This is a genomic window from Actinosynnema sp. NPDC049800, from assembly GCF_040656635.1.
Taxonomy (GTDB): Bacteria; Actinomycetota; Actinomycetes; order Mycobacteriales; family Pseudonocardiaceae; genus Actinosynnema.
Genome location: NZ_JBFAMT010000048.1, coordinates 14,049 through 40,583, shown reverse-complemented (window position 1 = coordinate 40,583; position 26,535 = coordinate 14,049). Strand labels below are relative to the sequence as shown.

The window sequence follows — 26,535 nt, the reverse complement described above, 5'->3', positions numbered from 1 at the left end:
TCGTAGACGCCTGAGCACATTCGCGTCCGTCGGCCGCTTCGTAACGGCTCTACCAGCTGGCGCGAAGCATGTGCATGTGGATTGAGTCGGCGACGAAGCGTGCCCAAGGGGCGGTGCGTGACGTCCTGCTCGTGCTGCTCGGCATCGTAGGCGCTGCGGGTGTCAACCTGTTGACTTCGCTTGCCGACAAGGAGGCCGTGCATCGTTGGCGGTGGCCGCTCACTGCGGTCGTCTTGCTAGCGTTCGTCCTGCCGGTTTTTTGGAAGCACCGTTTAGGGAGTGCAAACGCGCCCGTCAGGAAGCTGTGCCGTGTGGCCGCCGTCGACAATGGCGAAGGCGGGATGGACGTTCTGGCGGTTACGAAAAATGGCAAGGTGATCACTGCTACGTGTACGGGTAAGAGCTTATGGTCGCCTTGGCGTGTGATCCTGGAGACAGGGTTCGCGTGGGACGTAGCCGCCGTCGTTCCTCGACAGGGGATCGTCGAGTACTACGCGCTTGATCGCGACGGCACTATCCGCATGCGCACCCGCGATCGCGGCCACTTGTCGACGTGGCAGGTCGTGAGAATCCTCGGTGATACACACGGGCGAGCTATGTGCGTTGCATCAAGCAGTCTCGCTCCGGGGCATCGCGAGCTGATGGTAATCACCGATTCTGGTCGGCTGCTGCACGCATGGCGAACGGACGGACAAGGTTGGTCACAGTGGCATGATTCGGGACTCGCAGGAGCCCGCGACGTCACGGTGTGCGCACCGCACGACGGATTGTTCGAGAACTTCGCTGTCGATGCCGATGGGGAAGTCTGGCACCGTTGGTTTTGGGAGCGGTGGACTGAGTGGGAACGGTGGGGTAGGCCGGGTTCTCCGGCCCGCGCCGTCTCGGCGTTCCGCAAGCTCACCGAATACCAGGAGCTATTTGTAGTCGGTGATGCGGGTGACCTCGGTCATCGTCACCACCAGCGCGGACACGCGTGGTCCGACTGGCTGGTGATGGATACCCCAGCTGGCGTGATCGACGTCGCAGGAAGTACCACAAGCCCGAACAGTCTGCGCTGTCTGATCGTAGATAGCGAGGGGGCGCTATGGCTCCGACCGTATGACGGCACTGGAAATCGGTGGCTGGACTGGTGTCGAGTTTCGATCGGTTGAGTGGTCCGTGGATCGTCGGCGAGCGGAGGAGGGCGTGGGAGCGGATACTGGGAGCAGAATGGGAGCCGCCGGACACGTTCAACGGCATTGAACCGCATCCGACGGCACCCAATAGCTGCATTTTTCCTGCGGTAACGACATTCCTGCTGGTAGAGACATTGTTCTAGCTTCATTCACACCGAAGAGGTCACTGGTTCGATCCCAGTATCGCCCACAGCGTGTTTGTGCAGGTCACTGGCCCGCAGACGGATCATCGTCTGCGGGCCAGTGATCGTTCCGGGGAGCAGTTTGGGAGCAGACCCCCTTTCTGGGGCATCGCATTTGTGGTCGGATTCGTCTGTCTCCGGTGATAAAACTGCTGGTCGCGCATCCACGGCCTTGATCGACATCCGGAGTGTCGTGGTGACCACTTCGTGCGCACCGAAGAGATCGCAGGGTGCGGTTGATTGCCGTTCGAGTCGGTTGGGCAACTTGTGCGACGTCTTGCCGGGTCGGATCGGCTGTCACTGCGTACTGATCCGCTTCCGGATGACCTGGGCTGGTGCCGTCGCGGGAGGGTGCCCGGTGATCGAACAGCAGCCGGGATTGATGCCGATCGCTGTGTGATCGGTCCGCGCCAGATTCTCTACGTCCTTGACCCCGTCGCTCATGAAAAGTAGATACAGCAACGCGAACGCGTTGCTCACGCCCAGGTCGGCCAGTCGAAGCAGCACAGCTGATCATCATGCCGCGTCAGCCGACGGCGCTGCGGACCGGCGGCCGCACCACAAGCACCTCGCCCCCTCACGCAACACACGGGTTCAACCTGCATGGGTGAGCCTGTCGGCAGGCCCTGTGGGGTGCCAAAAGTCGGCCAGGTGCTCTGACCGGTGGTTAGGCTGCTGTGGGTTCGTACTCGTTGATCAGGCCGCCGAGGACTGGTCGGCGACGTATCGACGTGCAGCTCGGCTCCACTGCTGGCTTGTCCGGTCGTGGTGGTGCGAGCTGGAGGGCTTGGTGTGGTCGGCGGTGGTCGTAGTGGGTCGTGTAGCGGTCCAGCACGACCCGAGGTGGTGTTCGTTGAGGATGAGCAGTCGGTTGGTAGCTTCGCGTCTGACGGTGCCGAGAATGTGGACGTAGCGGGTGGCGACCTGCACCACGAAGAACACGTACACGCGTTTGAGGGGACGGCGCAGCCGACGTCGAAGTGGTCGCAGGTCAACATGCTCGCGGCCTGGGCGCGAAGGAATCGCGGCCAGGAGGTGTCGGTGTCGCGCCGGGGTGCGGGCGGGATAAGCAGGCGTTTGAGCACGCGGCGAACCGTTGAGGCGGCTGTCCGGTGGCCGGACTTGAGCAGTTCGCCCTGGATCCTGCGGTAGCCCCAGCCGGTATTCTCCCGCTCCATGCGTTCGATCAACGCCACGACGGTGTCGTCGACCGGCGGTCGGCCGGTGCGGTTCGGGTAGGTCCACTTCCTCGCGACCAGGCGTCGATGCCATCGCAGGATGGTTCCCGGTGTCACCAACCTGTGCTCGCGCAGCCGTCGGGGGAGTCGGTGCACCAATTCGGCGAGTACAGCACGGTCAGCCCACTCCAGGCGCGGGCGAGGGTCGGTCCGGCGCAGCACGGCGACCTCGTGCCGCAGCACCAGCAGCTCCACGTCCTTGGCCGCTGAGGACCGGCTGAGTGTAGAACCAGCCAATTACCGACTTGGACGAAGATCAGGTGTAGCAGTCGTAACGCCACACCTCACGATCATGCCCTGGCGGTCCGGCGTGCGTGATCGTCGCAGCCAGCATGCCAGTGAAGAGTTCACCCCACAGGTTTCGTCGCGTCGTGAGGCGGCCTGCCGCTCAGCTGACGTGGAGGCGACCACGAGGCTCGACTGCCACGCTGGCACCGGCGTGGTCCATCACCCGATCGGCCGCGTGCGATCGGGCCCGCGGGACGTGCGCGGCACGGCATACTCGACGCCCGTGCCTGAGAATGCGGTGGAGACCGAGGCCCTGCGCGAGTTGCGCGCCAACATGGATTACGCGCGGGGACTGGTCCGGGGTGGACAGCACTTGGAACGGTTGAGGGTCGGGGCGTTCGACGTCGCGGACCTGTACCGGTCGGCCTGGGTGCAGGCGGTATCGGCGCTGGACCACTGGGTACACAGCGAGTTGTACGACCGGGCGCTGGGGCTTGCGCTGCAGGTGTCCGAGCAGAGGCCCGCGCGGTTTCTGCGCATCGAGGTGCCGATGAGCCTGCTGGAGGACGTGCTGCACCACTCCGGCTCGCTGGAGGAGAAGTTCCGGGACCACCTGAAGTCCCGCTTCGGTTACACCTCGTACCAGAACCCGGAGAAGATCAAAGAGGCGTTCGGGTACGTCAGCGACGTCCAGCTGTGGGACAACGTCGCTAAGCACCTCAGCCAGGACGGCACGGCGTGGACGCACCAGTCGGTGCGCGAGCGGATCAGCCAGATCATGAATCGGCGCAACCTCATCGCACACGCCGCCGACCGCGACCCCGAGACCGGGAAGCGCACACCGATCCAACACCACGAGGCCACCGAGGCCATCGACTGGCTGGAGCGGGTGGCGGTCGCAATCTCGCGCGTCGTCGGTCCGGCGCCCGTCCGACCGGCGCAGGTGAAGCACACGTGGACCAGGCAGGAGATCGCTGGCGCCGTCGACGCGATCGCCGATCCCGACACCCGCGCCGCGGCCCGCCGCCTGCTCGCCCACGCCGATGAGTGCGGTGCACAGCTCAAGGGCGGTAGCGGCGGCTACCCCTCCTCCGGCGTCTACTACTCGTTCGGAGGCAAACGACGCTCGTTGGTGTCGTTGTACATCTCGCCCGAACGCCCAGAGCTGAGCGTCAACCTGAGGTCCATCTGGGACACGGACCAGGCACTGGCCCTTGACGTCCTCGCCGAGCTCCGCAGCCACCCGGGACTGGCCGCGCTCATCCCGCCTGACGACGACGAAGTGGTGCGCAAGTACCCGTCGTTCGACCTCTCCGCGCTCGGCACCATGCCGGATGCGCTCGACGCCCTCCTCCGTGGACTGGACCTGGTGGTGCGCCCCAAGAACCCGTGACACCAGAGTCACGCCATCGCGCGACCAACCATCCAGACCATCGGGGGTCCTGTCGCTGATTGCGTGATCAACATGTGGGTGGGGTCAGACCCGGCAGAGGACCTTCTTGCGGAGTAGGTCGAACTTCACTCGCCCGTACATGCTTCTCTTGATCGATTTCAACCGTGACACGGCGCCTTCGACCGCGCCGGAGTTGTGCTCCATCGTGAGCCCGTTGACAACCGCGGCGTAGTCGCGTGTGAGCCCGGCGGTGAACGAGTGCAACTGCGGAAGGTCGTCCGCTTCGACCGAGGCGATCCATGCATCGAGGCGTTCGCCGTGCAGGCCCGTCATCATCTCCGCGAAGGACCCGACGTGGTAGGAGAGCCTCTCCAGTGCCGAGCTGCGGGCCAGTATCTCGTTCAGTCGACCGCGCTCCCGGTCGTCGAGGTCGTCCGGGTGTTGCAGCATCCACCGGGTCACGTCTCGGACCTTCGGCGGGGCCGGGGTGGCGGGTGGAGCGGCACGTACTGTCCTAAAGAGACGGACATAGCGGGTCAGGGCCGGATAGCTGCCGGTGTAGCCCTGTTCACGGATCTCGGCCAGTAGGACCGTCGCTGTCGTGCACCCCTGGTTCCATCGCTCGTGTAGGTAGGGCTTGAACCGCTCCAGCGGTCCGGGGCGACCGTCCCGCTGCTTGATCAGCAAGTCTTCGACGTTCACGGTCTGGGCGAACCGCCGTACGGTCTTGCGATCCAGCCGCAGCGACCGGGAGATCCCGCTGATCGATTCTCCTCGGGCCAACTGCTGCTGCACTGCCCGGTGATGCTCACGGATCCGGACAACCACGGCGCGCGCCTCGAGGCGGCCGAGGTCCGCGGCGATCGCGATCTGTTCCGCGGCCTGTGGGGCAACGGGATCCGAGTCGGGCTCGGGGATGTCGTGATCGGGGTCGCGCAGGTCATGGCGGTGCTGCCTGATCGTTTTCTCGACATAGTCGGCCAGGCCGTGCCAGAGATGCCAGCGGTCGGCCACTTGCCGGGCGTCGGGTGCGCCCAGGCGTGCACCTTGGGCGTACGCGCCGGCACGATCACGACACACGACGGCCACGCCGGGGTGCACGCGGAGCCACTCGGCGAGGCTGCCCGCGGAACGGTCCGCGAGCAGGTCGATCGGCCGGTGGGTGGCCATGTCCAGCAGGATGGTCCCGTAGCTGCGGCGGCGCTTGAACGCGAAGTCGTCGACACCCAGCACCGTGACCGGCCCTGTCGGAGGGCCGGGGACGGCGCGGACCAGGCGCAACAACGTGTCCCGCCCGGTCACCAGGCCGAGGCGACCGGCCAACCGGGCTCCGGCACGAGCCGCCACCGCCAGACCGATCGACTCCAACATCCCCCGCAGCCCAGGCTCCGCCGTGCGTACGCACTGGTCACACCGTCCACCTGCTCGGCAAACGTCCTGACCGGACAGGTCCCGTTGTCACAGAAGAACCGACGCACACCCGCAGCCACAGCACCACCGGCGATCCCGCCACCGGCACGTCGGCCACCCGACGGTCGTAGCGGCTGTGAACCCGGCGCGACCCGACCCCGCACGATGAACAGGTACGCACACCCGCCTCGGCACACCCCCAGATCCGCACCCCGCCGGGAGCCTGCTCGACCTTCTCGACCACCACGCCGGCCAAGTGCGGCAGCAGGCCTGCTAACCCACCATGATCACACCTGGATCATGATCACAGACCGCGAACCGACGCTCGTACGGACCCAACGAAGTTGATCACGCAACCAGCGACAGGACCCTTTTCCGCAGAGCGCCATCAGTGGTCTGGTGGTGCGGTCAAAGGCGAAACCACACCACCAGACCGACCCGGTTCCGGTCACATCAGGATCCAAGGGCCTCCAGGTTGAGCCGCCTTCTGGCGCCGGGTGGATCAGATCACGTAGATCCACAGGCGGTAGGTCTTGGTGGAACTGCTCCACCGGCAGTCCCAGTCGTAGACGTCGGCGTAGTTGGCGTAGTACCAGTAGCCCCGGCTGTCGCATGGGGCCAGTCGGTTGAACGTCTCGCCGGTGTTGACCCACCCCGCCTCGGCGATGTTGTCGACCGCGATTTGCTGGTTCGCGACGACGGACTGGGCGGCCGGGGCGGCCGTCGCGGTCCCCGCAACCGCACCCAGCGCCGCGACCGCCATGCCCGCGGCGACCAAAATACTCTTCAAACGTGACACGATGTCACTCCTCTTTGTCGAACCGTCCGTTGAATCGGCCCGGGGCTGAGGTCGGTAGGCAATCGGCCGACCGAACCCTCCTCGCGAGCCTTTCGGAAGAACCCGGGTGGATTCACGATTGCCACTGTGCAGCATCACCCTTAGCGCTCCCTGAACCAGGCTGAAGTGTTCTTCAGGTTCCCGGTCCGGGATGCGGCATAGTGGCGGCATGCGGGTATTGGTGGCAGAGGACGACCGTCGGTTGGCCGGACTGCTCGTGCGCGGCCTCGCGGCGGAGAATTTCGTTGCCGATGTGGAATATGACGGCCTAGACGACTGTGGCGTGCGACTGAACATGCCTACGACGCCATCGTGCTGGACGTGATGCTGCCCGGCCTCAACGGCTACCGCGTATGCACGCGATTGCGGGCGGCGGAGGTGTGGACACCGAATCCTGATGCTCACCGCCAAGGACGGCGAACTCGGCGAAACTGAAGGGCTGGACACAGGAGCGGACGACTACCTGACCAAGCCGTTCTCTTACCTTGTGCTGGTCGCCCGCCTGCGGGCGTTGGCACGCCGGGGCGCGCCAACGTGTCGCATCGTCCTTGACGCTTCCTGTGCCCAGCTGAAGTGTTCTTCAGGTTTCGATTCCTGTGTGCGGCATGATGAAGGTATGCGAGTGCTTGTGGTGGAGGATGATCGTCGACTGGCAGGACTGCTCGTCCGCGGACTTGCAGCAGAGGGTTTCGTCGCCGATGTGGAATACGACGGTCTGGACGGACTATGGCGGGCGAGTGAGCATACCTACGATGTGATCGTCCTGGACGTGATGCTGCCTGGGCTAAACGGCTACAAGGTCTGCGCGCGGCTGCGTGCAGCGCAGGTGTGGACACCCATACTGATGCTGACCGCGAAGGACGGTGAACTGGACGAGGCCGAAGGACTGGACACCGGCGCCGACGACTACTTGACCAAGCCGTTCTCCTACCTGGTACTGGTCGCCCGTCTACGGGCACTGGCGCGCAGAGGGGCCACGCCGCGACCGGCAGTACTGCAAGCCGGGGACCTGCAGTTGGATCCGACCGCGCGGACGTGCTGGCGCGGTCGCACGCCGATCAGGCTGACCGCCAAGGAGTTTGTGGTGTTGGAGTTCCTGCTGCGCCACCGGGATCGGGTGGTGTCCAAGACCGAGATCATCGCCGGGGTATGGGACGAGGCACGCGAGCCAGACCCGAATCTGGTCGAGGTCTACATCAGCACCCTACGACGCAAGATCGACATACCGTTTCAACGGCGCACTATAACGACCGTCCGCGGGTTCGGCTACCGACTCGTCGAGGACAAAGAGGAGGTCGGATGACCGGACACAGGCCACCACGACGCTCGTTGCGCCTGCCGGTTCTGATAGCGGCGGTAACGGCGCTCTCCATACCTATCGCTGCCATAGTGGCACTGGCGGCCACCTCTCTGCGCGACGAGGCGATCCGGCTCGAAGCCACATCGGAAGGGGATCGCGCACTTTGCAGCTCCGGAGGGTGGGAGTTACCACCTGAAAAACGTAGCCCCAACATGATGCCCTGGGTCGTCTCACCACCTTCGCAAGTCTGCATATTTGGCAGTACGGACTTCCCGGATACCGATTACTCCACAGTCGGAGTCCTGTCCAAATCCATAGACCTGGGCGACATTCCACCTGAAGGCGTCGAGGGGCACGACACAAGGATAAATTGTGTCGCGGAGTATTATTCCATTACATTTGTCCCTGAATTTTCGTCATGGCCTCTGACCAATCCTCAGCAGATTGACTTCAAAGGGATCGACGCAAAGGGGCAGACCGAGCTCGGCGGTCTTTCCCAAGACTGGGTGCCGGCCGAGCTTCGTGCCCGCCTGTCGGAGAGTCAACGGACGCTCAATAAGCAGATCCTACTTTTGGCACTCGGAGCGATAGCGTTGATCAGCCTGTTCGGCGGTGTCGTGTGGCTGGCGATGGGATGGGTACTACGGCCCGTGGAGGCGATCCGACGCGAGATGGCCGATATCACCGAGCATGACCTGGCGCGACGGGTCCCCGTTCCCCTTGCCCGCAACGAGATTGCCGATCTCGCCGCCACAGTGAACGCCACCCTGGACCGGCTGGAAGCCGCAGCGGAGGACAACCGACGGTTCGTCGCCGACGCTTCCCACGAGCTCCGCAGCCCGATCGCCGCGTTACGCGCCGAACTGGAGATCGCCACCACCCACCCAGACCTTGCCGACTGGCCCGCAGTCGTCGACGCCGCCCTGGCCGACACAGAACGCCTGCAACACTTGGCCACCGATCTGCTTCTCCTCGCGCGCCTTGACCACACCCCCGTCGCGACGGGCTACGAAACCACCGTTGATCTCACCAACCTGGTAAGCGAGCACACCTCCCGCCGTCGCAGCCAGCACACTCTGACCACCGACCTGCCCCGCCACCCGGCACTCGTGCGCGGCAGCCTGCCGCTACTCGACCGACTGCTGGGCAACCTGCTCGACAACGCCGAACGCCACGCGACCAGCACCATCACCGTCCGCCTGACCACCACCGACGACGAAGCAGTGCTGGAAGTGACCGACGACGGTCCTGGCATCCCAACCGACGATCACGAACGCATCTTCGACCGCTTCACCCGCCTCGACCACGCCCGCACCCGCGACACCGGCGGCACCGGACTCGGCTTGCCCATCGCCCGCCGCATCGCCACCACCCACCACGGCACACTCCACGCGTCGGATCACCCCACCGGTGCCCGCCTCACAACCGCAATCCCACTCGACACCTGTGGGGTTCCAAAAGTCAGCTACATGGCCTGACCTGCGGTTAGGCGGCTGTGGGTTCGTACTCGTTGATGAGGCCGCCGAGGACTGGTCGGCGGCGTATCGAGGTGTGGTCCGGCTTTGCGGGCGGGTGGTCTGGTTGTGGTGGGGCGAGTTGTAGGGCTTGGTGTGATCGGCGGTGGTTGTAGTGGGCCGCGTAGTGCTGCAGCACTGTTCTCAGGTGGTGTTCGTTGGTGATGAGCAGGCGATCGGTGACTTCGCGTCTGACGGTGCCGACGAACCGTTCGGCGTGAGCGTTGGCGCGTGGGCACCGTGGTGGGATCTTCACGACCTGGATGCCTGCGCTGGCGAGGACGGCGTCGAATGAGGTGGTGAACTGGCCGGCCCGGTCCCGGATGAGGAGCCGGAAGTCGTCGGCCCGATCAGTCAGGTCCATCAGCAGGTTGCGGGGCCTGCTGGGTAGTCCAAGGACCATCGGGGTTGGTGGTGGCGCCGAGGATGTGGACGTAGCGGGTGGAGACTTCCATCACGAAGAACACGTACACGCGCTTGAGGGTGACGGCGCAGTCGACGTGAAAGAAATCGCAGGCCAACATGCTCGCGGCCTGCGCCCGTAGGAACGGTCGCCAGGAGGTGTCGGTGTCGCGCCGGGGCGCGGTCGTTGCTGTCGGCGGACGTCGAGTCTGGTGATCGTTGCTTGGTCGGTGACGGCTGGTGGCAGGGCGCGGAGTGGTCGTGCGTTGTGGATGCCTTGGTGGGGTCGGTGGGTGTTGTAGTACTTCTCGTACTCGCGAAGGGCGTGGAGTAGGTCTACGGCTCAACGTTGACACCCGTGCCGCCGTGACCCATCACTGAGACCGCCGAATTGCGGATAATAAAGGTCGCCACGTAACCAGGTGACTGGTCGGCTGGGATGATGCGCGGATGCAGGTGATCTCGGCGTCCAGGTCGAGTGGATCGGGCCCTTCGCCGGTCTGCAGCCAAGGCAGTTCCGCAAGCTGGTGAAGGGCGTGGCCGAACGTGGTGGCGACGCCATTGTCGACGGCCGTCCCGGACGGCAGTGGCGGCTGGACCTGGCCGAGCGGGTACTGCTGGTGGTCATCTACTTGCGTATCAACCTCACCATGCGCCAACTCGGACCGTTGTTCGGCATCTTCCACGCTGCGACGCATCGGGTCATCGACACCGTCGGCCCTGTGCTTGCTGGAAATGTCATCCGTGCAGGTCAGGAAGCATGGTAATGCTCGTTGCGGATGCCGCCCAGTCGTTGCCGACGGCGGATGTCGAGTCGGGTGACCGCTGCCGTGTGCACATCGCCACGGCCGATCCGTGAGACAGGCACGGCAACTGCCGTTGGCGACCGGCAACCTGACCTGGGCGCGAGCCCGAGCTGACGGACTGGACGTGCAGTTGCGCGGCGGTACCTCCGGCATGGTGGTCTCCGCCGTGTACGGCACCGCAAGCGTCGGTCAGATGGCGTTGACCGTGCACCCGGCCAGGATCCAGGCGATCGCCCGGATCCTGGCGTTCAGAGCCTCTCCGCGTTCAGCTCGATGTCCCGCTGCTCCGCGTTCAGCGGATCTCCGATCGACTTCTTGTGAACAGCAAGACGCCGACGCCCTTCGACCAGACTGGCTGGCCCTACCCCGTCCGACCGCACCGTTCGTCGACACGTCCCGTCCGCAGCGAGGACCGACCTCGACCACGAGCTCGGCCGACGGCACGCCGACCGGATCCCCGCCCGCGTCCGCGGCCCGGGTGGTCAGGCGACCAGGCGGTCGGTGAGGTCCTGGGAGAAGTCGCTGAGCCCCAGGTTGTCGAGGGTGCCCTTGTGACTGGTCATGTCGAGCCTGAGCCGGATGACCTTGTCGCCGTCGGCCAGCAGCGCGGTGCACACGTGGTGATCGCTCGCGGGGCGGATCAGGCAGTAGCCGTAGCGGTCGTCCACGAACGGCTTGGTGGGCCCCAGGTCCTGGCCGCTGTGGAAGAACTCGTCGGTCGCCTGCTGTCCGGGCTGGTACGCGACCTCGATGTCGCGGTGGCACGTGGAGACGGCGCGGGCCTGCTTGATCACGTCCCTGCCGGAAATGCCCTGGTACACAACGCTGTACTGGGTGACCGTGACCTGCTGGGTGGGCGTGGAGCGGGTCCAGGTCGCGGTGATCCCGGCGAGCGCCTGACCGGCCGAGGCCAGCTCCGGGCACTCGACCAGCGCGGTCACACCCTCCACCGGCGCGCCGCCGGACACCAGACCCTTGGCGGCGGTGACGTCCTCCGGCAACACCAACGGACGCACCAGCGTCATCGGGTCCGGCGCGGCACTGGAGGGCGGAGGCGTCTGCGCCCCACCCGAACAGCCACCGACCAGCATCACGACGGCAGCGCAGAACACCACGAACCTCACAGAAACCCCCAAGCAGACGAAGGGAGCGATCGTAGACGAGACGCTGCGCCGGATGCCCGAGGAGGGACGAGTCCGGCAACGCTTGGCCGAGGTGCTGTGCGCAGCCGAGCGGTGGGACGAAGCGCTGGAGGTCGTTCGCGACAGCAGGCGACGCTCGGACGAGTGGGTCGACGGCTGGCTGGCGGAGCGGTGTGCGGACGTGGGCGACATCGAGCAGTTGCGCGAGCTCGCGGCGAGCGGGATGCCCGAAGCCGTCTGCAACCTCGCCGCTCACACCATCGCCAGCGACCGCGCCGAGGCGGTCGTGGCGGCACTGGTGGCGTCCGGACACACACCGACCGAACGCCTGCTCGGCGTCCTGCTCGACCGGGGCAAGGTCGAGTTGGCGATCGAACTGGCCGGCCAGGCCTTCGCAGTCCGACCGATGGTGCGCATGTTGGTCTCGAGAAACAGGCAGGCCAGGGCTATCCGGTTCCACCACGACGTCGCCACCAAGCCCCGGCTGCGGCCCGTGCACGTGGAGCACCGGATGCCGGTGGCAGACCTGCTGGCCGACGAAGGTCGCCGGCAGGAGGCGCTCGATCTGGCACGCGGCAAGTCCTGGGCCAAGGAGTGGATCCCGCGGCGGTCGGCCAAGGCGGGCAACGTGACGGTGCTGAGGAGAATGGCCGACACCGGACAGGTCGACGCCCGACGGGAGCTGTGTCCGTCGACGGCGCGGGAGTGCGACCGCCGGGCGCCCCGGCCCGCACACTGGGGCACGGACGCGCGGCGCGGGCGAGGAGGACGTCGTGGTCGATGCGTGGGTGGTCGTCGGCGCGGTCACCGGGTGCGTGGGCACGGTGACCGGGATCGCGGCGTTGGGCGTCGGCCTGAAGTCCGCGCGGGCCGCGCGGCGCGGCCGACAGCGCCGCCGAGGCCGCCCGGATCGAGAGCGACCGCGAACACCGCCAGCTGCGCCCCGAACTGCGCTGCACCTTCACCGTGCACAGCGGACCGGGACGGCCGGGCTCCACCGCCCGCCTGGTCGTCGTGCTGGACGGGCCGCCCGTCCTCGACAGGGTCGCCGCGGCGATCCGCGACGACCGGCCCGACCGCGCGCCGGTCACCTCGGGCGCGCCCACCGCCGCGGACATCGCCGCCACCGCCTGAGGGCCGTGGCGGTTCCGGCCCGGCCTCGACGGCGCCACCCGGAACGGGCGCGCCGTGCCCGCCCGGCCGCTGCGCCACCGCGAGCCGCATCCGACGTGAGCCAGGTGATCGCATGGACCCGTGAGCAGATGGCGCACGACAGGGCACGTGCCGAGGAGGGGGTCACCTCAATCGTCGAGCGGCACCCGCACTGAGATTTTCGTCCAGCACGCGCCCGTAGCAGGTGGGGCTTCACCCAAGGCCGGGTAGTTAGCGTTTTCGCTGGTCACGCAACCGAGCTGCAGGAGTCACGACGCAGGACAACGGAGCTCGTTGGTACAGGCAGTCGACCAAGACAGCGTGTCCCAAGGAGCTCCGTTGCCCTTTCATCGTGTCCTGCCGCCTGCGCTGACGGCTATCACCCGCACGGTCACCGTGGCCGCGGGCCGGTTCGCTCCCGGGCACCTGGGGAACTGACCGCCGTCGTGCCGTTCGATCTCGTGGACGCGGTCCTCGCGGAGACCAGGACGGTCCAGCGGCGGCTGCGTGACCTCCCGTCACGGATCGGGGTCTACTTCCTGCTCGCGATGTGCCTGTTCCCCGAGGTCGGCTACCGACTGGTCTGGCAGAAACCGACCGGAGGACTGGCCGGTCTTGCGGTGGCCGAGCCGTCCGCGAAAGCCTTACGCGACCTGCGTCGCAGACTCGGCGCGCCGATGCGCCGACTGTTCGAGGTGCTGTCCGGGCCAGTGGCCCAACCCCGCACGCCCGGTGTCCGGTTCGGGCCCTATCGCATGGTTTCGTTCGAGGGCTGCAGCTCGATCAAGGTTCCCGACACCGCCCGCAACCGGGCCTGGCTCGACTCCCCGGGCAACGGTGGCTATCCCCTGGTGGAGCTGATGACCCTGGTCGAGACCGGCACGAGGGCCCTGATCGGCGCGGTGTTCGGCCCCACCCTCGAGGGCGAGACCGACTACGCCAGGCGGCTGCTGCACCTTCTGAAGCCGGACATGCTTGTGTTGTGGGACAAAGGTTTCGACAGCAACGCCTTCCTCACCGAGGTGCACGCCACCGGCGCGCGGATCCTGGGCCGGTTGCGCAACAACCGGCGCATCCCCGTCCTGGTCCGTCTCGTCGACGGCTCCTACCTCTCGACGATCGGCACCCTCCGGGTGCGGGTCGTCGACGCGCGGATCACCGTGACCCTGGCGGGCGGGACCACCTTCACCGGAATCTACCGGCTGGTCACGACCCTGATCGACGCCCGCCGCCACCCCGCCGCCGCCCTGATCGCCCTCTACCACCAGCGGTGGGAACACGAATCGGCGTACTACGCCCTGCGCCACACGATCACCGGCGGACGCGTCCTACGCTCGGGCGACCCGGCCGGACTCGAGCAGGAGATGTGGTGCCTGCTCACGCTCTACCAACTCCTGCGCACCGTCATGGTCGACGCCGCGGAGTCCCGGCCCGGCACCGATCCCGACCGCTGCGGATTCACCATCGCCCTGCACGCCGCCCGCGACCAGGTCGTCCAGGCGACAGGAATCATCGTCGACAGCAATGAAGAATCCGGGGTCATCGCGCGTCGCATCCTGGCCGCACTCCTTCCGCCCCGACGCCCACGGGTGAGCACCCGCAAGGTGAGATCCCCGACCTCCCGCTACAACGAACGCCGCGACGACGGCAGACCAGACCGAAGCCGCACCGTCACCGCCCTCGACATCAGCGTCCTGGAACCCCCGGAGCCGCAGCCCGCGCTGCCCACCGCCTCTCGGGACGGCCGGAACATCACCCCAACAGAGCGTCGAAGGCATCGGATTCTGGTCCTGTTACAGGAAGATTCCACCCGTCTCTGGCGACCCCGCGACATCGCGCTCCACTTCGGCGACATCACCCTCGACACCATGTACAGACAGCTTTCCAGATGGGCCGACAGCGGACTCATCCACAAGATCGGCCCCGGCCCCTACGCCGCCACGACATGGTCACCGACTTCCTTGCAGGAGCGCGGAACTCCTTAACTACCCCGCCTTGGGTCAAGTCCCGTCGCAGGGTCGACGCCGACCGTGTCCAGCGGCAACTCGACGACCTCGACCGCACCAGCCCTAATGGTATTGCCTAGTACTCCAGCCGCACTTCGTTGTATATGGCGTGTCTTCGCTGGTAGTGGGCTTGTTTGGCGCGGTATTGGTGGCGTCTGCGCCAGTGGGACCAGGCCCAGGTGACAGCACGGTTCGGGATGGTGGTGATCAGGTGTGCCACAAGACGCCTGACCTCGCCGAGGGTGACCGGGATGAGGCCGCCGCCAGGGCTTTTGGGGCGATGGCGGCGGTGACGGCGAGGTAGGTGTGGGCGAGCATCGCGAGGGTGATGTGGCGGTACCAGGCGTCGTAGCGGCGGACCTGGTACTGGTCCAGGCCGACCTCGGTCTTGGCGGTTTGAAAGCAGTCGTCGACCGCCCACGTCATGCCGGCCACCCGGATCAGGTCGTCATCGACGGTTCCCGTTGGTGCGCGACACAAGTGGTAGGCCAGTTCGCGCTCGCCACGACGATTGGGCGTCAGGGAACGACGGATCAACAGCCACCGCCGCCACGCGCCGGGGGTGGTGTCGTCGTAGATGGGCAACGAGGCCACCGCCCAGTCGAACGGCGGGCCCCTTGGCTCCCTGGCCGCAGCTGCGGCGCTTCCACGCCGCGAGCGGGACGTCGGCGGTCAGGTGATCGGCGCGGGTGGCGCCACCGAGGACGCGGATCCGGCGGCTGGCGTGCTCGATCACCGCGAGCATGTAGAAGCGGGCGTCGTTCAGGGTGGTGGTCTCGAAGAAGTCGCAGGCGAGGAGCGCCTCGGCCTGCGAGCGGAGCTGAAGATGCCATCCGGGCGCTGCCACACCTGGATGTAGGCGTCGTCCCGTTCCGCTGACAGGACCAGCACGCTGTCCCGGGCCAGAGCAAGCACAGCTGCCTCTATCCGGCCGCGGTCCGGGTTCTCCACACGTCCAAACCCGATCCGCCTCGAGGAACGTCGCACCACCCTCGCGTCGAGGAGTTGGACCTTCGAGTCGTACCTCGGTGAGCGCGTGGTCCGATGCCGCCGGCGTGCTGGAGGTGATCGTGGTGCTCCACGGTGGTGTGGCGACGGGTGCGGTCGAGCACCCGGCCAGCAGGGCGACCGTGAGCATGATCCCCCGATTCGGATAGGGCGGGGACGGTAACGGCACGCGCGGTGACGATCGTTGCTGGTGGGTGGCACCATTCGAGTGAGGTGCTGATCACGTGCCCGGTGGGCGGTCGTTGGGCCGTTCGGCTGCTGTGCCGGGGTTGGTTGAACCGTCATGATTCCTCCTCGGGTCGGGGGACTCAGCACGAATCGCGTGTTCTGCGCGAGCCGGGGGGCATCTTTTCTATGGGTTCGCGCGTGCATGCGCGGGGTTCGACCCTGCGCGCTTTCGTTGTGGCGCTCGTCGCCTCTGTCGTGGCCGGTGTGGTGGCGGTGCCGCCTGGTGCGGTGGCGCAACCGCAGATCGAGGTGCCGAGGTCGGCGCCGGATGAGGCGACGGCTGCCCGTTACGCGGCGCTGAGTGGTGAGTCGGTGGTGGTGGAGTCGGCGACCACGGAGACCGACGAGGTGCGGGCGAATCCGGACGGCACGATGACGTTCACCCAGCACGTGCAGCCGGTGCGGGTGCGGCGTGGTGACGGGTGGGTGCCGGTTGACCTGTCATTGGAGCGCAAGTCGGATGGTTCGTTCGCGCCGAAGGCGTCCACGGTGGAGGTGGCGTTCTCGCCGGGCGGCACGGCGGCGGACGCTCATCCGTTGGCGAAGGTGGTGCAGGGTGGTCACGAGGTCGGTCTGCGGTGGGACGGTGAGTTGCCCGAGCCGGTCGTGGATGGGGCGACGTTGACCTACCCGAACGTGTTGCCTGACGTGGACCTGCGGGTCGAGGCGAACCTGGAGGGTTTCAGCGAGCTGCTGGTGATCAAGACACCGGAGGCGGCGCGGAATTCGGCTTTGGACACGGTCACGTTCCCGACCCACGCCGAGGGCGTGCGGGTGGAGCACGGTCCAGCGCCTGGTTCGGGCGACTTGGTGGTCAAGGACGCGGCGGGCGAGCCGGTGTTCGTCGGTGACGCCTCGCACATGTGGGACTCATCCGGTGACGGGCCGCGTGAGCGCGTGGGCGAGCCGGTTCTCGGCGACCGGCAGGCCACGATGGAGGTCGAGGTCACCCCCGAGGCCGTGGCGATCGTTCCGGACCGGGGTTTCCTCGACGATCCGACGACGACCTACCCGGTGGTGTTGGACCCGGAGTACCGCTGTGGCAACTGTGGCAAGGTGCACCACGTCGTAGTGCAGGAAGCGTGGCCGGACGACCGGAACTTCGATGCGACCACCGGCAACCTGAGCGATCTGAAGGCCGGCTTCCTCAACGCCAACTCCCTGGGCAATGGGGCCAAGTACGACGCGAGGTCCCGGTCGTACCTGCAGATGAACACCGAGCCGCTCATCGGCAAGTTCATCCGCAGTGCGAGCCTGCACATGAAGGTGATCAACACCTACTCGTGCGAGCCTTCGGCGACCGAGCTTCGGTTGGCCGGAGGGATCGACGCCAACACGACGTGGCACAACCAGACCAGTTGGGGCGCGGTGGAGTCGAGGACCTACGTGCGCAACAACCCTGGCCACTGCCCGACCGACGGCAACGCGGAATTCGAGGCGCTCAACGCGATCAGGGCGGCGGCGTCTGGCTCGTGGTTCTGGACGACGTTCGTGCTCAAGGCGGAGAAGGAGGACGAGCTGAACACGTCGTGGCGGCGGTTCGACCTCAATCCTTCCTTGGTGGTGTACTACAACAGCTACCCGAGTACGCCGACGGACATGGGCATGGAGGGGTCGACGCCGGACCATGCGTTGCCGTGTCGGACGGGTGCTGATCGACCGGCGGTGTTCACCAGGACTCCCCGTCTGCGCGCGCGGGTGAGCGACCCCGACAACAGCAACGTGTACGGCGAGTACCGGCTGCTCACCGGGGTGGGTTCCGGTGCGTCGTGGGATGGGCGGTTGTTCGGGGGTACGGAGGTCGGCTCGGGCGCCTACAGCGAGTGGACGGTACCCGCGGACTTCACCAAGGACGGCGGCCTGTACACGTGGCAGGTGGTGAGCCACGACGGTCAGCTGACAAGTCCGTTGTCGAGCCCTTGCGAGTTCGAAGTGGACACCACGGCGCCGAACACGCCGGCTGTCTCCTCCGTCGACTACCCGGCTTCCGGCTTCAACCACGGAAGCGTGGGCATGACCGGCACGTTCACTTTCACGCCTGTCCTCCCGACAAGCGGGCGGATGGACATCCGCAAGTATGGGTGGTCGTTGAACAACGACACGGCGACGACGAACATCGTGGAGGTCACGTCGGCTGACGGGTCGGTGACGGTGCCGATCACGCCGACCCTGGTCGGTACGAACGTGTTGCACGTGCGGGCGTTCGACCGGGCGAACAACCCGTCGGCGCAGAACGCGACGTACACCTTCCACGTCGCCGGGAAGGCTCAGCCGAAGGCCGTGTGGGCGTTCGACGAGACGTCGGGCACGGTCGCCGCGGACAGCAGTGGCGGCAACCGTCCGCTCACGGTGTCCGGCGCCGCCTCGTTCACTCCGGGTTACGACGGCAACGCGTTGACGCTCAACGGTGGTTTCGCCGCGTCGGCATCGAAGGTGGTGGACACGTCGAGGGCGTTCTCCGTGGCCGCGTGGGCGAAGCTGGACCGCAAGGACTCCTACGCCACGTTGGTCAGCCAGGACGGGAACCGGGCCAGTTCGTTCTACCTGCAGTACGCCGTCAACGCGGATCGGTGGGCGATCACCACGCCGAGCAACGACGCCGACTCTCCGGTGTCGTACGTGAGGGTGACGTCGACGGCTTCACCTCAACTCGGTGTGTGGACGCACTTGCTCGCCACCTACGAGCCCAACAGCAAGGCGTTGACGTTGTACGTGGACGGGAAGGCGCAGGGCACGGCGACGGTGGTGTTGTGGGAGGCCGGTGGCAGCCTCGTGGTCGGTCGGGCCAGGTCCGGTGGTGAGCCGTCGAACCACTTCCCGGGTGCGATTGACGCCGTGCGCGTGTGGGACCGGGTGCTGAGCGCCGAGGACGCGGCGCAGGACGCCAACGTGGCGGTGCGGCGGGCGCGGCTGGCGCTGGACGAGCGGACGGGGACCACGACGGTGGAGTCGGTGTCCGGTCAGCAGGCGGCCCTCTCGGGTGGGGTGACGTGGGCGGGCACGCCGGTGGACCCGGACGACCCGGACCGGCCGCGCGTGGGCGAGGACGAGTGGCTGGACTTCGACGTCTCCGAGACCGGGCAGGTCGCCGCGTCGCGGCCGGTGAACCTGCGCACGGACCGTTCGTTCACGGTGTCGGCGTGGGTGCGCCTGGACAGCGACAACCTGGCGCGCACGGCGGTGAGCCTGGGTGATTCGCAGTACTCGCCGTTCATGCTGCAGTACCGGCCGGAGAGCCGACGTTGGGCCTTCATGATGACCCGCGGTCCGGCGACCTCGTCGTGGTGGATCGCGCTGTCGGACACGTCGATCGTCGGCACCGGCCAGTGGGTGCACCTGACCGGCACGTACGACGCGGTGAGCGGCCGGATCGCGTTGTACGTGAACGGGAACAGGCAGACCGTCAACTTCGTCGGCACGACCGACGGCAGTGGCGTCAAGGGCTGGAACGGCTCGGGGCCGCTCTGGGTCGGCCGCGGTCTGTGGGCTTCGCAGAAGGCGGACGCGTGGCACGGCGGTGTGGACGACGCCCGCGTGTACTCCGGCGTGCTCACGAGCGAGCAGATCGGCGTCCTTTACGCGTCCACCAGGCATTTCTGAGCCACCGGTTCGATCCGAAGACGTCACGAGAGGCCCTGTTGTGAGTGCTGCCGTGCGGAAGCTGGCCAGGAAGGCCGTCGCGTTCGGTGTCGTGCTGGTGTTGACCGCGTCGACCGGACATGCCGTGGCGATGGCCGCGGAGCAGGCGTGGAGGGTGTCGCTCCAGTTCGAGCGATCCGTCCCGACCAGAGCGGTCGCGGTCCAAGCCGTGCCGGACGACCCGGCGAAAGACGATGTGGTGACCGCGCCGGCGCAGGCTTCCTGGCCCGCTGCCACGACGGCCGAGGTGGACTTCGCGAGTGAGGGCGGCACGCCGGCGCAGGCCGCGGCCCGCGCCACGGGCAGGCCGATCCGGGCCGTGGGCACACCGGTCGCGGTGGGGCTTCCGCAGGAGGTGAACGCGCGGCAGTCCGCCACGGGCAAGGTGCGCGTCCACGTCCACGACCGCAAGCCCGGGTCGAGCGCGGTGGTGTTCAGCCTGGCGGATGCCAGTGGGGTGAAGGACAAGCCGCTTGCGGTGACGTTCGACTACTCCTCGTTCGCACCCGCGTTCGGTGGTGACTATGCCGCCCGACTCCGGCTGGTGAGCCTGCCCGCTTGTGCGGCGACGACACCGGACAAAGCCGACTGCCAGGTGGCCACCCCGGTGGACGGCGCGACCAACAACACGGCGGCCGGTGTGCTGTCCGGCGCGGCGACGTTGACGTCCTCGGAGCCCGCAGTGTTCGCGGCGGTCGCCGCCACGGGAAGTGCGGCGGGCACGTACGGTGCGACGTCGTTGGCTCCGGCGGGGTCGTGGACCGCGGGCGGCGCGTCGGGTGACTTCACCTACGGCTATCCGATGCGGGTGCCGCCGGCGATCGGTGGCGCGGCGCCGAAGCTGTCGTTGGGGTACTCGGCGCAGAGCCTGGACGGGCGGACGTCGTCGACGAACAACCAGGCGTCGTGGGCCGGCGACGGTTGGGACCTGGCGCCGGCCGGGTTCATCGAGCGCCAGTACAAGCCGTGCAGCCTGGACCTGGGCGGTAACAACGGTCAGACCAAGACCGGTGACCAGTGCTGGGCCACCCACAACGCGACCATCAGCCTGGTCGGCGTGTCGGGGAAGCTGATCAACATCCCGGGCACCGACCAGTGGCGGGCCGAGTCGGACGACGGCGCGAAGATCGAGCGCCTGTTCGGCGCGACCAACGGTGACAACAACGGTGAGCACTGGAAGGTCACGACGACCGACGGCACGCAGTACTTCCTGGGCTTGAACCGCCTGCCGGGCTGGGCGGACGGCAAGCCGGAGACGCAGTCGGCGTGGACCGTGCCGGTGTTCGGCAACCACGGCAACGAGGAGTGCAACACCACGACGTTCGACGCGTCGTGGTGCCAGCAGGCGTACCGGTGGAACCTGGACTACTCGGTCGACGTGCACGGCAACGTCACCACCTACTACTACAACCGCGAGTTCAACCGCTACGGGCGCAACGGTGACGCCAACAAGGGCACCGACTACGTGCGCGGCGGATGGCTGGACCGCGTGGAATACGGTCTGCGCAGCGACAACATGTTCGCGCACCCGGGCGCCAAGGTGAGCTTCGAGACCGCCGAACGCTGCCTGCCCAGCGGGGCGATCACCTGCGATCCAGGGCAGTTGAACGCCTCGACCGCCGCGCACTGGCCGGACGTGCCGTTCGACCAGGTGTGCGCGGCGGGGGAGTCCTGCACCCACCGGTTGACCCCGTCGTTCTTCACCCGCAAGCGTTTGACGAAGGTCGTGACCCGGGTCGCGAACGGCGCGTCGACGTTCCAGGACGTCGACGCGTGGTCGATGGAGCACAAGTTCCTCACCACCGGTGACCGCACCGCGCCCGCAATGAACCTCACGTCCGTGACCCACACCGGCCTGGTGGGCGGCAGCGTAGCGACCCCGCCGACGGTCTTCGGGCACCAGACGATGGACAACCGGGTCGACACCAGCGGCGACAACTACCTGCCGCTGAACCGCTATCGGCTCTCGTTGATCACCAATGAGGCGGGCGGCTACACCGCCGTCACGTACAGCCCTAAGGACTGCGCAACAGGCACCCGCATGCCGGTCTCGCCCGAGGCGAACACGCTGCGCTGCTACCCGTCGTGGTGGACGCCGGAGGGCGCGCTGGAGCCGCAGCTGCACTGGTTCCACAAGTACGTGGTCGTCTCCGTCATCGACCACGACCGCACCGGCGCCTCCCCGCCGATCCACACGGCCTACCAGTACGGCGACGGCAACGGCGAGAAGGCCGCGTGGCACTTCGACGAGGCCGAGTTCGCCGAGCCCGCCCGCCGCACGTGGTCGCAGTGGCGTGGCTACGAGACGGTCCGCACGATCAAGGGCAATCCCCAAGAGAAACAGTCGGTGACCGAGGTCGTCTACGGCCGCGGCATGGACGGTGACAAGCTGCCCGGTGACACCAATGGCGACGGGTTGCCCGACGGCGTCCGCGAAGCGTGGATATCCGCCAGCGAGGGCCAGCCGATCCGGGACGTGCCGCGGCTGCGCGGTTTCGTCCGGGAGACCCGCCAGTACAACGACGGTGTGCTGGTGTCGGCGTCGGTCAACGACCCGTACCTGCCCGATACCCCGACCGCCACCGACGCCGCGGGCAACAAGGCGTTCGTCACCGGCACCTCCTCCGTCCGCGGCCGCACCCTGCTGGAGAACGGCTCCTGGCGGCGCACCAAGGTCGACAAGCTCGACTTCACCCCGGAAGGCATCGTCGAGGTCACCGAAGACCACGGTGACGAGGCCGTGACCGGCGACGAGACCTGCACGCGCAGCACGTTCGCCCGCAACGAGAACGCATGGCTGCTCACCCTCGCCTCCCAGGTGGAGACCGTGGTGGGCACGTGCGCGGTGACGGCGTCAGCGACCACCATCCAGTCCCTGGTCCGCTCGTACTACGACGGCCAAGCCCACAACGTGGCACCGACCCGCGGCCTGATCACCAAGGTCGAAGCCCTCGACAAGTGGGAGGAAGGCTCCGCCCAGCAGTGGGTGACGGCGTCGCAGGCCACCTACGACGGCTACGGCCGGCCGCTGGACGTCTACGACGCCCGCGGCAAGAAGACCACCACCGCCTACACCCCGGCCACCGGCCCGCTCAAGCAGCTGACCAGCACCAACCCGCTCGGTCACGTCAGCCACGAGTACCTGGAGCCCGCCTGGGGACTCTCGGTCGCCTCGGTCGACGCCAACAACCGCCGGGCGGACCTGGCCTACGACGCGCTGGGCCGCCTGACCGCCGCCTGGACCCCGGGCTTCGACAAGGCCACGGCGCCGGCGAACGCGAGGTTCGAGTACCAGTACAACAACGACAAGACCAGCGTCGTGGTCTCCAAGCAGTTGCAGGACAACGGCCAGTACCTGTCGGTCTACACCCTCTACGACGGACTGCTGCGCGAGCGGCAGACCCAGATCCCGGCACCCGGCCCGGACGGCGGGCGTCAGATCACCGACACGTTCTACGACTCCCGCGGCCTGCCGTTCAAGACCAACGGCGTCTACTGGAACAACACCGCCCCAGCCGGCGGCACCCTCGCCGGCGTCTTCGACAACGAGGTGCCCAACCAGACCATCACCACCTACGACGGCCTGGGACGGCCGACCAAGGCGACCTACCGCAAGTTCCTCCAAGAGCAGTGGCACACCACGACCACCTACGGCGGCGACCGGGTGACAACCACCCCACCGCCCGGCGGGACCGTCACCACCCTGATCAACGACGCCCAGGGCCGCACCGTCGAGAAGTGGCAGCACACCGGCGGCATCGACAGCCCTCACGACGCCACCAAGTACAGCTACAACGCCGCCGGCCTGCTCGAAACCCTCACCGACCCCGACGGCAACACCTGGTCCTACACCTACGACCTGCGTGGCCGCCTGGTCGAGACCGACGACCCCGACACCGGCCGCAGCACCGTCACCTACGACGCCGCGGGCCAGGTCCTGTCGTCCACCGACGCCGAGAACCGCACCGTCGCCAACGCCTACGACGACCTCGGCCGACTGATCGCCAAGCACAAGGACTCCCTGGCCGGTCCCAAGCTCGCCTCCTGGGAGTACGACACCGCCGCCGGCGGCGGCATCGGCATGCTCAAGTCGGCACGCCGCTATGAGGGCAACCTCGTCTACCACAAGTACATCACCGGCTACGACGCCGCCGGACGCCCCAAGGGCCAGAAGCTCGTCGTGCCCGCCTCACCCGACGTGCTGCCGGCGACGTACGAGCTGAAGCAGGACTACACCTACAACGGCAAGCCGAGCTCGATCACCTACTCCGCGGTCAGCTCGGGTGGGAAGGTGATCGTCCCGTCGGAGTCGGTCGGGTCGTTCTACAACACCGCTAACGGCGCGCTCGAGTCCACCCTGTCCGGCCAAGAGGTCTACGTCTCCGCCACGGGCTACTCCAGCTTCGGCGAAGTGCTGCGCCTGCAGTACGGCAGCAGCGCCGACACCGCCAAGAACCTCGCGGTCACCAACTTCTACGAAGTCGGCAGCCGACGCCCGGAACGCACCGTCGTCGAACGCGAAACCACCACCGAACCCGAACTCGCCGACCGCGCCTACACCTACGACCCGGCCGGCAACATCACCAAGATCGCCGACACACCCGAAGGGCGTGCCGCCGACACCCAGTGCTTCGCCTACGACCACCTGCGCCGCATGACCGACGCCTGGACCCCGTCCACCGGCGACTGCACCGCCACCAGATCCACCACCGCCCTGGGCGGCGCCGCCCCGTACTGGCACTCCTGGAGCTTCGACAAGACCGGCAACCGCCGCACCGAAACCCAGCACGCCACCACCGGCGACATCACCCGCACCACCGGCTACCCGCCCCTCGGCGCGCCGCAACCGCACACCGCCCTGTCGGTCCTCACCGAAGGCCCCAACGGTAAAGCGCAAGACACGTTCGCCTACGACAAGACCGGACGCACGAAGTCGCGCACCATCGGCGGCGACACCCAGGTCCTCGACTACGACGCCGAAGGCCGCGTCTCCCGCATCGCCGACGCCGACGGCTCCAACGCGTCGACCTACGTCTACGACGCCGACGGCAACCGCCTGATCAGCCGCGAACCCTCCGCCACCACCCTGTACGTCTTCGGCCAGGAAATCCGCCTGGAAAAAGGCACGACCACCCCGTCCTGGACCCGCTGGTACAGCCACGGCGGCCAGACCGTCGCGGTCCGCAACAGCATCACCGGCCTGAAGTGGCTCATTCCCGACCACCAGGGCACCAACCAACTCTCCGTCGCCAACGACGCCGCGCAGACCGTCACCCAACGCCGCCAAACCCCCTACGGCGCCACCCGCGGCACCGCACCACCGGAATGGCCGGACCGCCTGGGCTTCGTCGGCGGCCGCAACGACGAGTCGGGCCTGACCCAGGTCGGCGCCCGCCTCTACGACCAGTCCGCGGGCAGGTTCCTCTCCGCGGACCCGGTGATCGACAACAACGATCCGCAGCAGCTCAACGGCTACGCCTACGCCAACAACAGCCCGGTCACCTACAGCGACCCGACAGGCCTGATCAAGGACTGCGGCCCCGACGGCGTGCTGTGCAATGGCCCGGATAGGGGTATCCAGGGCCCGAACTGGGAGGACGAGAAGACGACCTTCGGTGCTCGTGATCGTGCGTTGCAGCAGGCCAACGCGGGCAACGAGGAGGGTGTCCGGTCCCGTGTGGCCGAGGAGGGCATCTCCTGGGAGGACTACCAGCGGGCGCTGTCCGACGCGCACAAGACCAAGTGGGATGTGATCAAAGAGGTCGCCTGGGAGGTCATCAAGGACATCTCCGGCTGGAACGACATCGTCGACTGCTTCACCAAGGGCGACATCTGGGCCTGCGGCGGCCTGGTCGCCGGCCTCGTCCCGTGGGGTAAGGCCGCCAAGATCCTCGAAGCCGGCTACAACGCCGTCAAGGCCGTCAGCCGCCTGGCCGGCATCGTCGACAAGGCCAAGGGCGTCCTCCGCCGAGTCCAGGCCATCACCGACGACGTCACCCGGATCGCCGCCGAGAAGTTCCAAAAGCTGCTGTCCAGGGGCAGCGAGGGCTGCGTGACCAAGCACAGCTTCGTCGCCACCACCCTGGTCCTGATGGCCGACGGCTCAACCAAACCGATCAACGACGTCGAGATCGGCGACAAGGTCAAAGCCACCGACCCCACCACCGGCCACACCACCGACCGCAACGTCGTCGCCACCATCGTCCACAACGACGAAGACGACATGACCCGCCTCACCGTGGCGGGCGAGGACGGCACCACCGGCACCATCGACGCCACCTCCTGGCACCCAGTCTGGGTCGACTCCGAGAACCGCTTCGTCAACATCGGCGACCTCAAGCTCGACGATCGGCTCACCTCAGCCGACGGCAGCTCGCCAGTGGTCAGCTCGGTTCGACGCTACGCTCACTACGAACCAGTGCACGACCTGACTGTTGAGGGCGTTCACACCTACTATGTGGTGACGCATGGTATCGATTTCCTGGTCCACAACTGTGGTAGTGGTCCGGCCGCAGGAGTGCTGGAGGTGAGTGACAGCGTGAGTTCGACCAGAGCTTTCCAGAAGTACAAGCCCAGTGGGAGAAGTGGGATTGAGTACGTCTTCGATCCCATCAACGAGCGACTTCTGGTCGGGGCGCCGAAGTCCTACCTCGGCCTGCAGGGCAGCCCGCACCAACAGCTTGCGCGGGCGGGCGGGATTGACGAGAGCACGGTTCTGGGTGGTATGTTCTCCCGCGACTCCACGGGTTTGGCCTCTTTTAACGAGCACAGCGGGCACTACGGAGATCGGTGGACGCCTGCCTTGGTGGGACAGTTCCAGGATTTTCTCGACCGTCACCGAATCGCGAGCGCCTACACTCCATGGTCGGGGTGA

16 protein-coding genes and 3 pseudogenes are annotated in these 26,535 nt (G+C 67.1%); 10 read left to right on the top strand and 9 right to left on the bottom strand.

Annotated elements, in window-relative coordinates; translation table 11 throughout:
- The first annotated feature begins 113 nt into the window (after positions 1-113).
- Complete coding sequence (locus tag AB0I91_RS34860; RefSeq protein ID WP_499640724.1) at positions 114-1,151, top strand: PLL family lectin; 1,038 nt, start codon at positions 114-116, stop codon at positions 1,149-1,151.
- A 503-nt stretch (positions 1,152-1,654) separates the two neighbouring features.
- Here the strand turns inward: AB0I91_RS34860 and AB0I91_RS34855 are convergent.
- Complete coding sequence (locus tag AB0I91_RS34855) at positions 1,655-1,864, bottom strand: hypothetical protein (protein ID WP_499640723.1); 210 nt, start codon at positions 1,862-1,864, stop codon at positions 1,655-1,657.
- Positions 1,865-2,053: 189 nt separating this feature from the next.
- Positions 2,054-2,305: a hypothetical protein gene (locus AB0I91_RS34850; RefSeq protein WP_499640721.1), complete on the bottom strand. Its 252-nt coding sequence runs from the start codon at positions 2,303-2,305 to the stop codon at positions 2,054-2,056.
- Positions 2,306-2,992: 687 nt separating this feature from the next.
- Here AB0I91_RS34850 and AB0I91_RS34845 point away from each other — a divergent pair.
- Complete coding sequence (locus AB0I91_RS34845; RefSeq protein WP_499640719.1) at positions 2,993-4,216, top strand: hypothetical protein; 1,224 nt, start codon at positions 2,993-2,995, stop codon at positions 4,214-4,216.
- An 84-nt stretch (positions 4,217-4,300) separates the two neighbouring features.
- On the opposite strand, the gene AB0I91_RS34840 is transcribed toward AB0I91_RS34845, so the two are convergent.
- The 3 genes from AB0I91_RS34840 to AB0I91_RS34830 form a co-directional block, all read right to left on the bottom strand.
- The gene (locus AB0I91_RS34840) at positions 4,301-5,587 is read right to left on the bottom strand and encodes an ISL3 family transposase (protein WP_499640717.1); all 1,287 of its coding nucleotides are present in this window, start codon (positions 5,585-5,587) and stop codon (positions 4,301-4,303) included.
- Between the two features lie 37 nt (positions 5,588-5,624).
- Positions 5,625-5,807: a transposase family protein gene (locus AB0I91_RS34835; protein WP_499640767.1), complete on the bottom strand. Its 183-nt coding sequence runs from the start codon at positions 5,805-5,807 to the stop codon at positions 5,625-5,627.
- 321 nt (positions 5,808-6,128) lie between these two features.
- Positions 6,129-6,425 carry a hypothetical protein gene (locus AB0I91_RS34830; RefSeq protein WP_499640715.1) on the bottom strand — a complete coding sequence of 99 codons (297 nt, stop codon included), beginning with the start codon at positions 6,423-6,425 and terminating at the stop codon, positions 6,129-6,131.
- Between the two features lie 208 nt (positions 6,426-6,633).
- On the opposite strand from AB0I91_RS34830, the pseudogene AB0I91_RS34825 reads away from it, so the two are divergent.
- The 3 genes and pseudogenes from AB0I91_RS34825 to AB0I91_RS34815 form a co-directional block, all read left to right on the top strand.
- Positions 6,634-7,017, top strand: a pseudogene (locus tag AB0I91_RS34825) (response regulator transcription factor); the annotation flags it as partial.
- A gap of 63 nt (positions 7,018-7,080) precedes the next feature.
- Positions 7,081-7,767, top strand: coding sequence for a response regulator transcription factor (locus AB0I91_RS34820; RefSeq protein ID WP_499640765.1), 687 nt, complete (start codon positions 7,081-7,083; stop codon positions 7,765-7,767).
- Positions 7,764-9,242: a sensor histidine kinase gene (locus AB0I91_RS34815; protein WP_499640713.1), complete on the top strand. Its 1,479-nt coding sequence runs from the start codon at positions 7,764-7,766 to the stop codon at positions 9,240-9,242. The genes AB0I91_RS34820 and AB0I91_RS34815 overlap by 4 nt, the downstream gene beginning before the upstream one ends.
- Before the next feature lie 7 nt (positions 9,243-9,249).
- Here the strand turns inward: AB0I91_RS34815 and AB0I91_RS34810 are convergent, their stop codons facing one another.
- Both AB0I91_RS34810 and AB0I91_RS34805 read right to left on the bottom strand, forming a co-directional pair.
- On the bottom strand, positions 9,250-9,642 hold the full coding sequence (locus AB0I91_RS34810; protein ID WP_499640711.1) for an integrase core domain-containing protein: 393 nt from the start codon (positions 9,640-9,642) through the stop codon (positions 9,250-9,252).
- Positions 9,629-9,751 (bottom strand): hypothetical protein, encoded by a 123-nt coding sequence (locus tag AB0I91_RS34805; protein ID WP_499640709.1) that lies wholly within the window; start codon positions 9,749-9,751, stop codon positions 9,629-9,631. The genes AB0I91_RS34810 and AB0I91_RS34805 overlap by 14 nt, the downstream gene beginning before the upstream one ends.
- Before the next feature lie 379 nt (positions 9,752-10,130).
- Here AB0I91_RS34805 and AB0I91_RS34800 point away from each other — a divergent pair.
- A pseudogene (locus AB0I91_RS34800) lies at positions 10,131-10,411 on the top strand (helix-turn-helix domain-containing protein); the annotation flags it as partial.
- A 557-nt stretch (positions 10,412-10,968) separates the two neighbouring features.
- Here the strand turns inward: AB0I91_RS34800 and AB0I91_RS34795 are convergent.
- Complete coding sequence (locus tag AB0I91_RS34795) at positions 10,969-11,511, bottom strand: hypothetical protein (protein ID WP_499640707.1); 543 nt, start codon at positions 11,509-11,511, stop codon at positions 10,969-10,971.
- A gap of 1,083 nt (positions 11,512-12,594) precedes the next feature.
- Here AB0I91_RS34795 and AB0I91_RS34790 point away from each other — a divergent pair.
- Both AB0I91_RS34790 and AB0I91_RS34785 read left to right on the top strand, forming a co-directional pair.
- A complete protein-coding gene (locus AB0I91_RS34790) occupies positions 12,595-12,762 on the top strand; it encodes a hypothetical protein (protein ID WP_499640705.1) in 168 nt (55 codons plus the stop codon).
- Positions 12,763-13,040: 278 nt separating this feature from the next.
- A complete protein-coding gene (locus AB0I91_RS34785; protein ID WP_499640764.1) occupies positions 13,041-14,765 on the top strand; it encodes an IS4 family transposase in 1,725 nt (574 codons plus the stop codon).
- Between the two features lie 228 nt (positions 14,766-14,993).
- On the opposite strand, the pseudogene AB0I91_RS34780 reads toward AB0I91_RS34785, so the two are convergent.
- A pseudogene (locus AB0I91_RS34780) lies at positions 14,994-15,573 on the bottom strand (IS701 family transposase); the annotation flags it as partial.
- 395 nt (positions 15,574-15,968) lie between these two features.
- On the opposite strand from AB0I91_RS34780, the gene AB0I91_RS34775 reads away from it, so the two are divergent.
- The gene (locus tag AB0I91_RS34775) at positions 15,969-19,622 is read left to right on the top strand and encodes a LamG domain-containing protein (RefSeq protein ID WP_499640703.1); all 3,654 of its coding nucleotides are present in this window, start codon (positions 15,969-15,971) and stop codon (positions 19,620-19,622) included.
- Between the two features lie 40 nt (positions 19,623-19,662).
- Positions 19,663-26,535: a polymorphic toxin type 43 domain-containing protein gene (locus AB0I91_RS34770; protein WP_499640701.1), complete on the top strand. Its 6,873-nt coding sequence runs from the start codon at positions 19,663-19,665 to the stop codon at positions 26,533-26,535.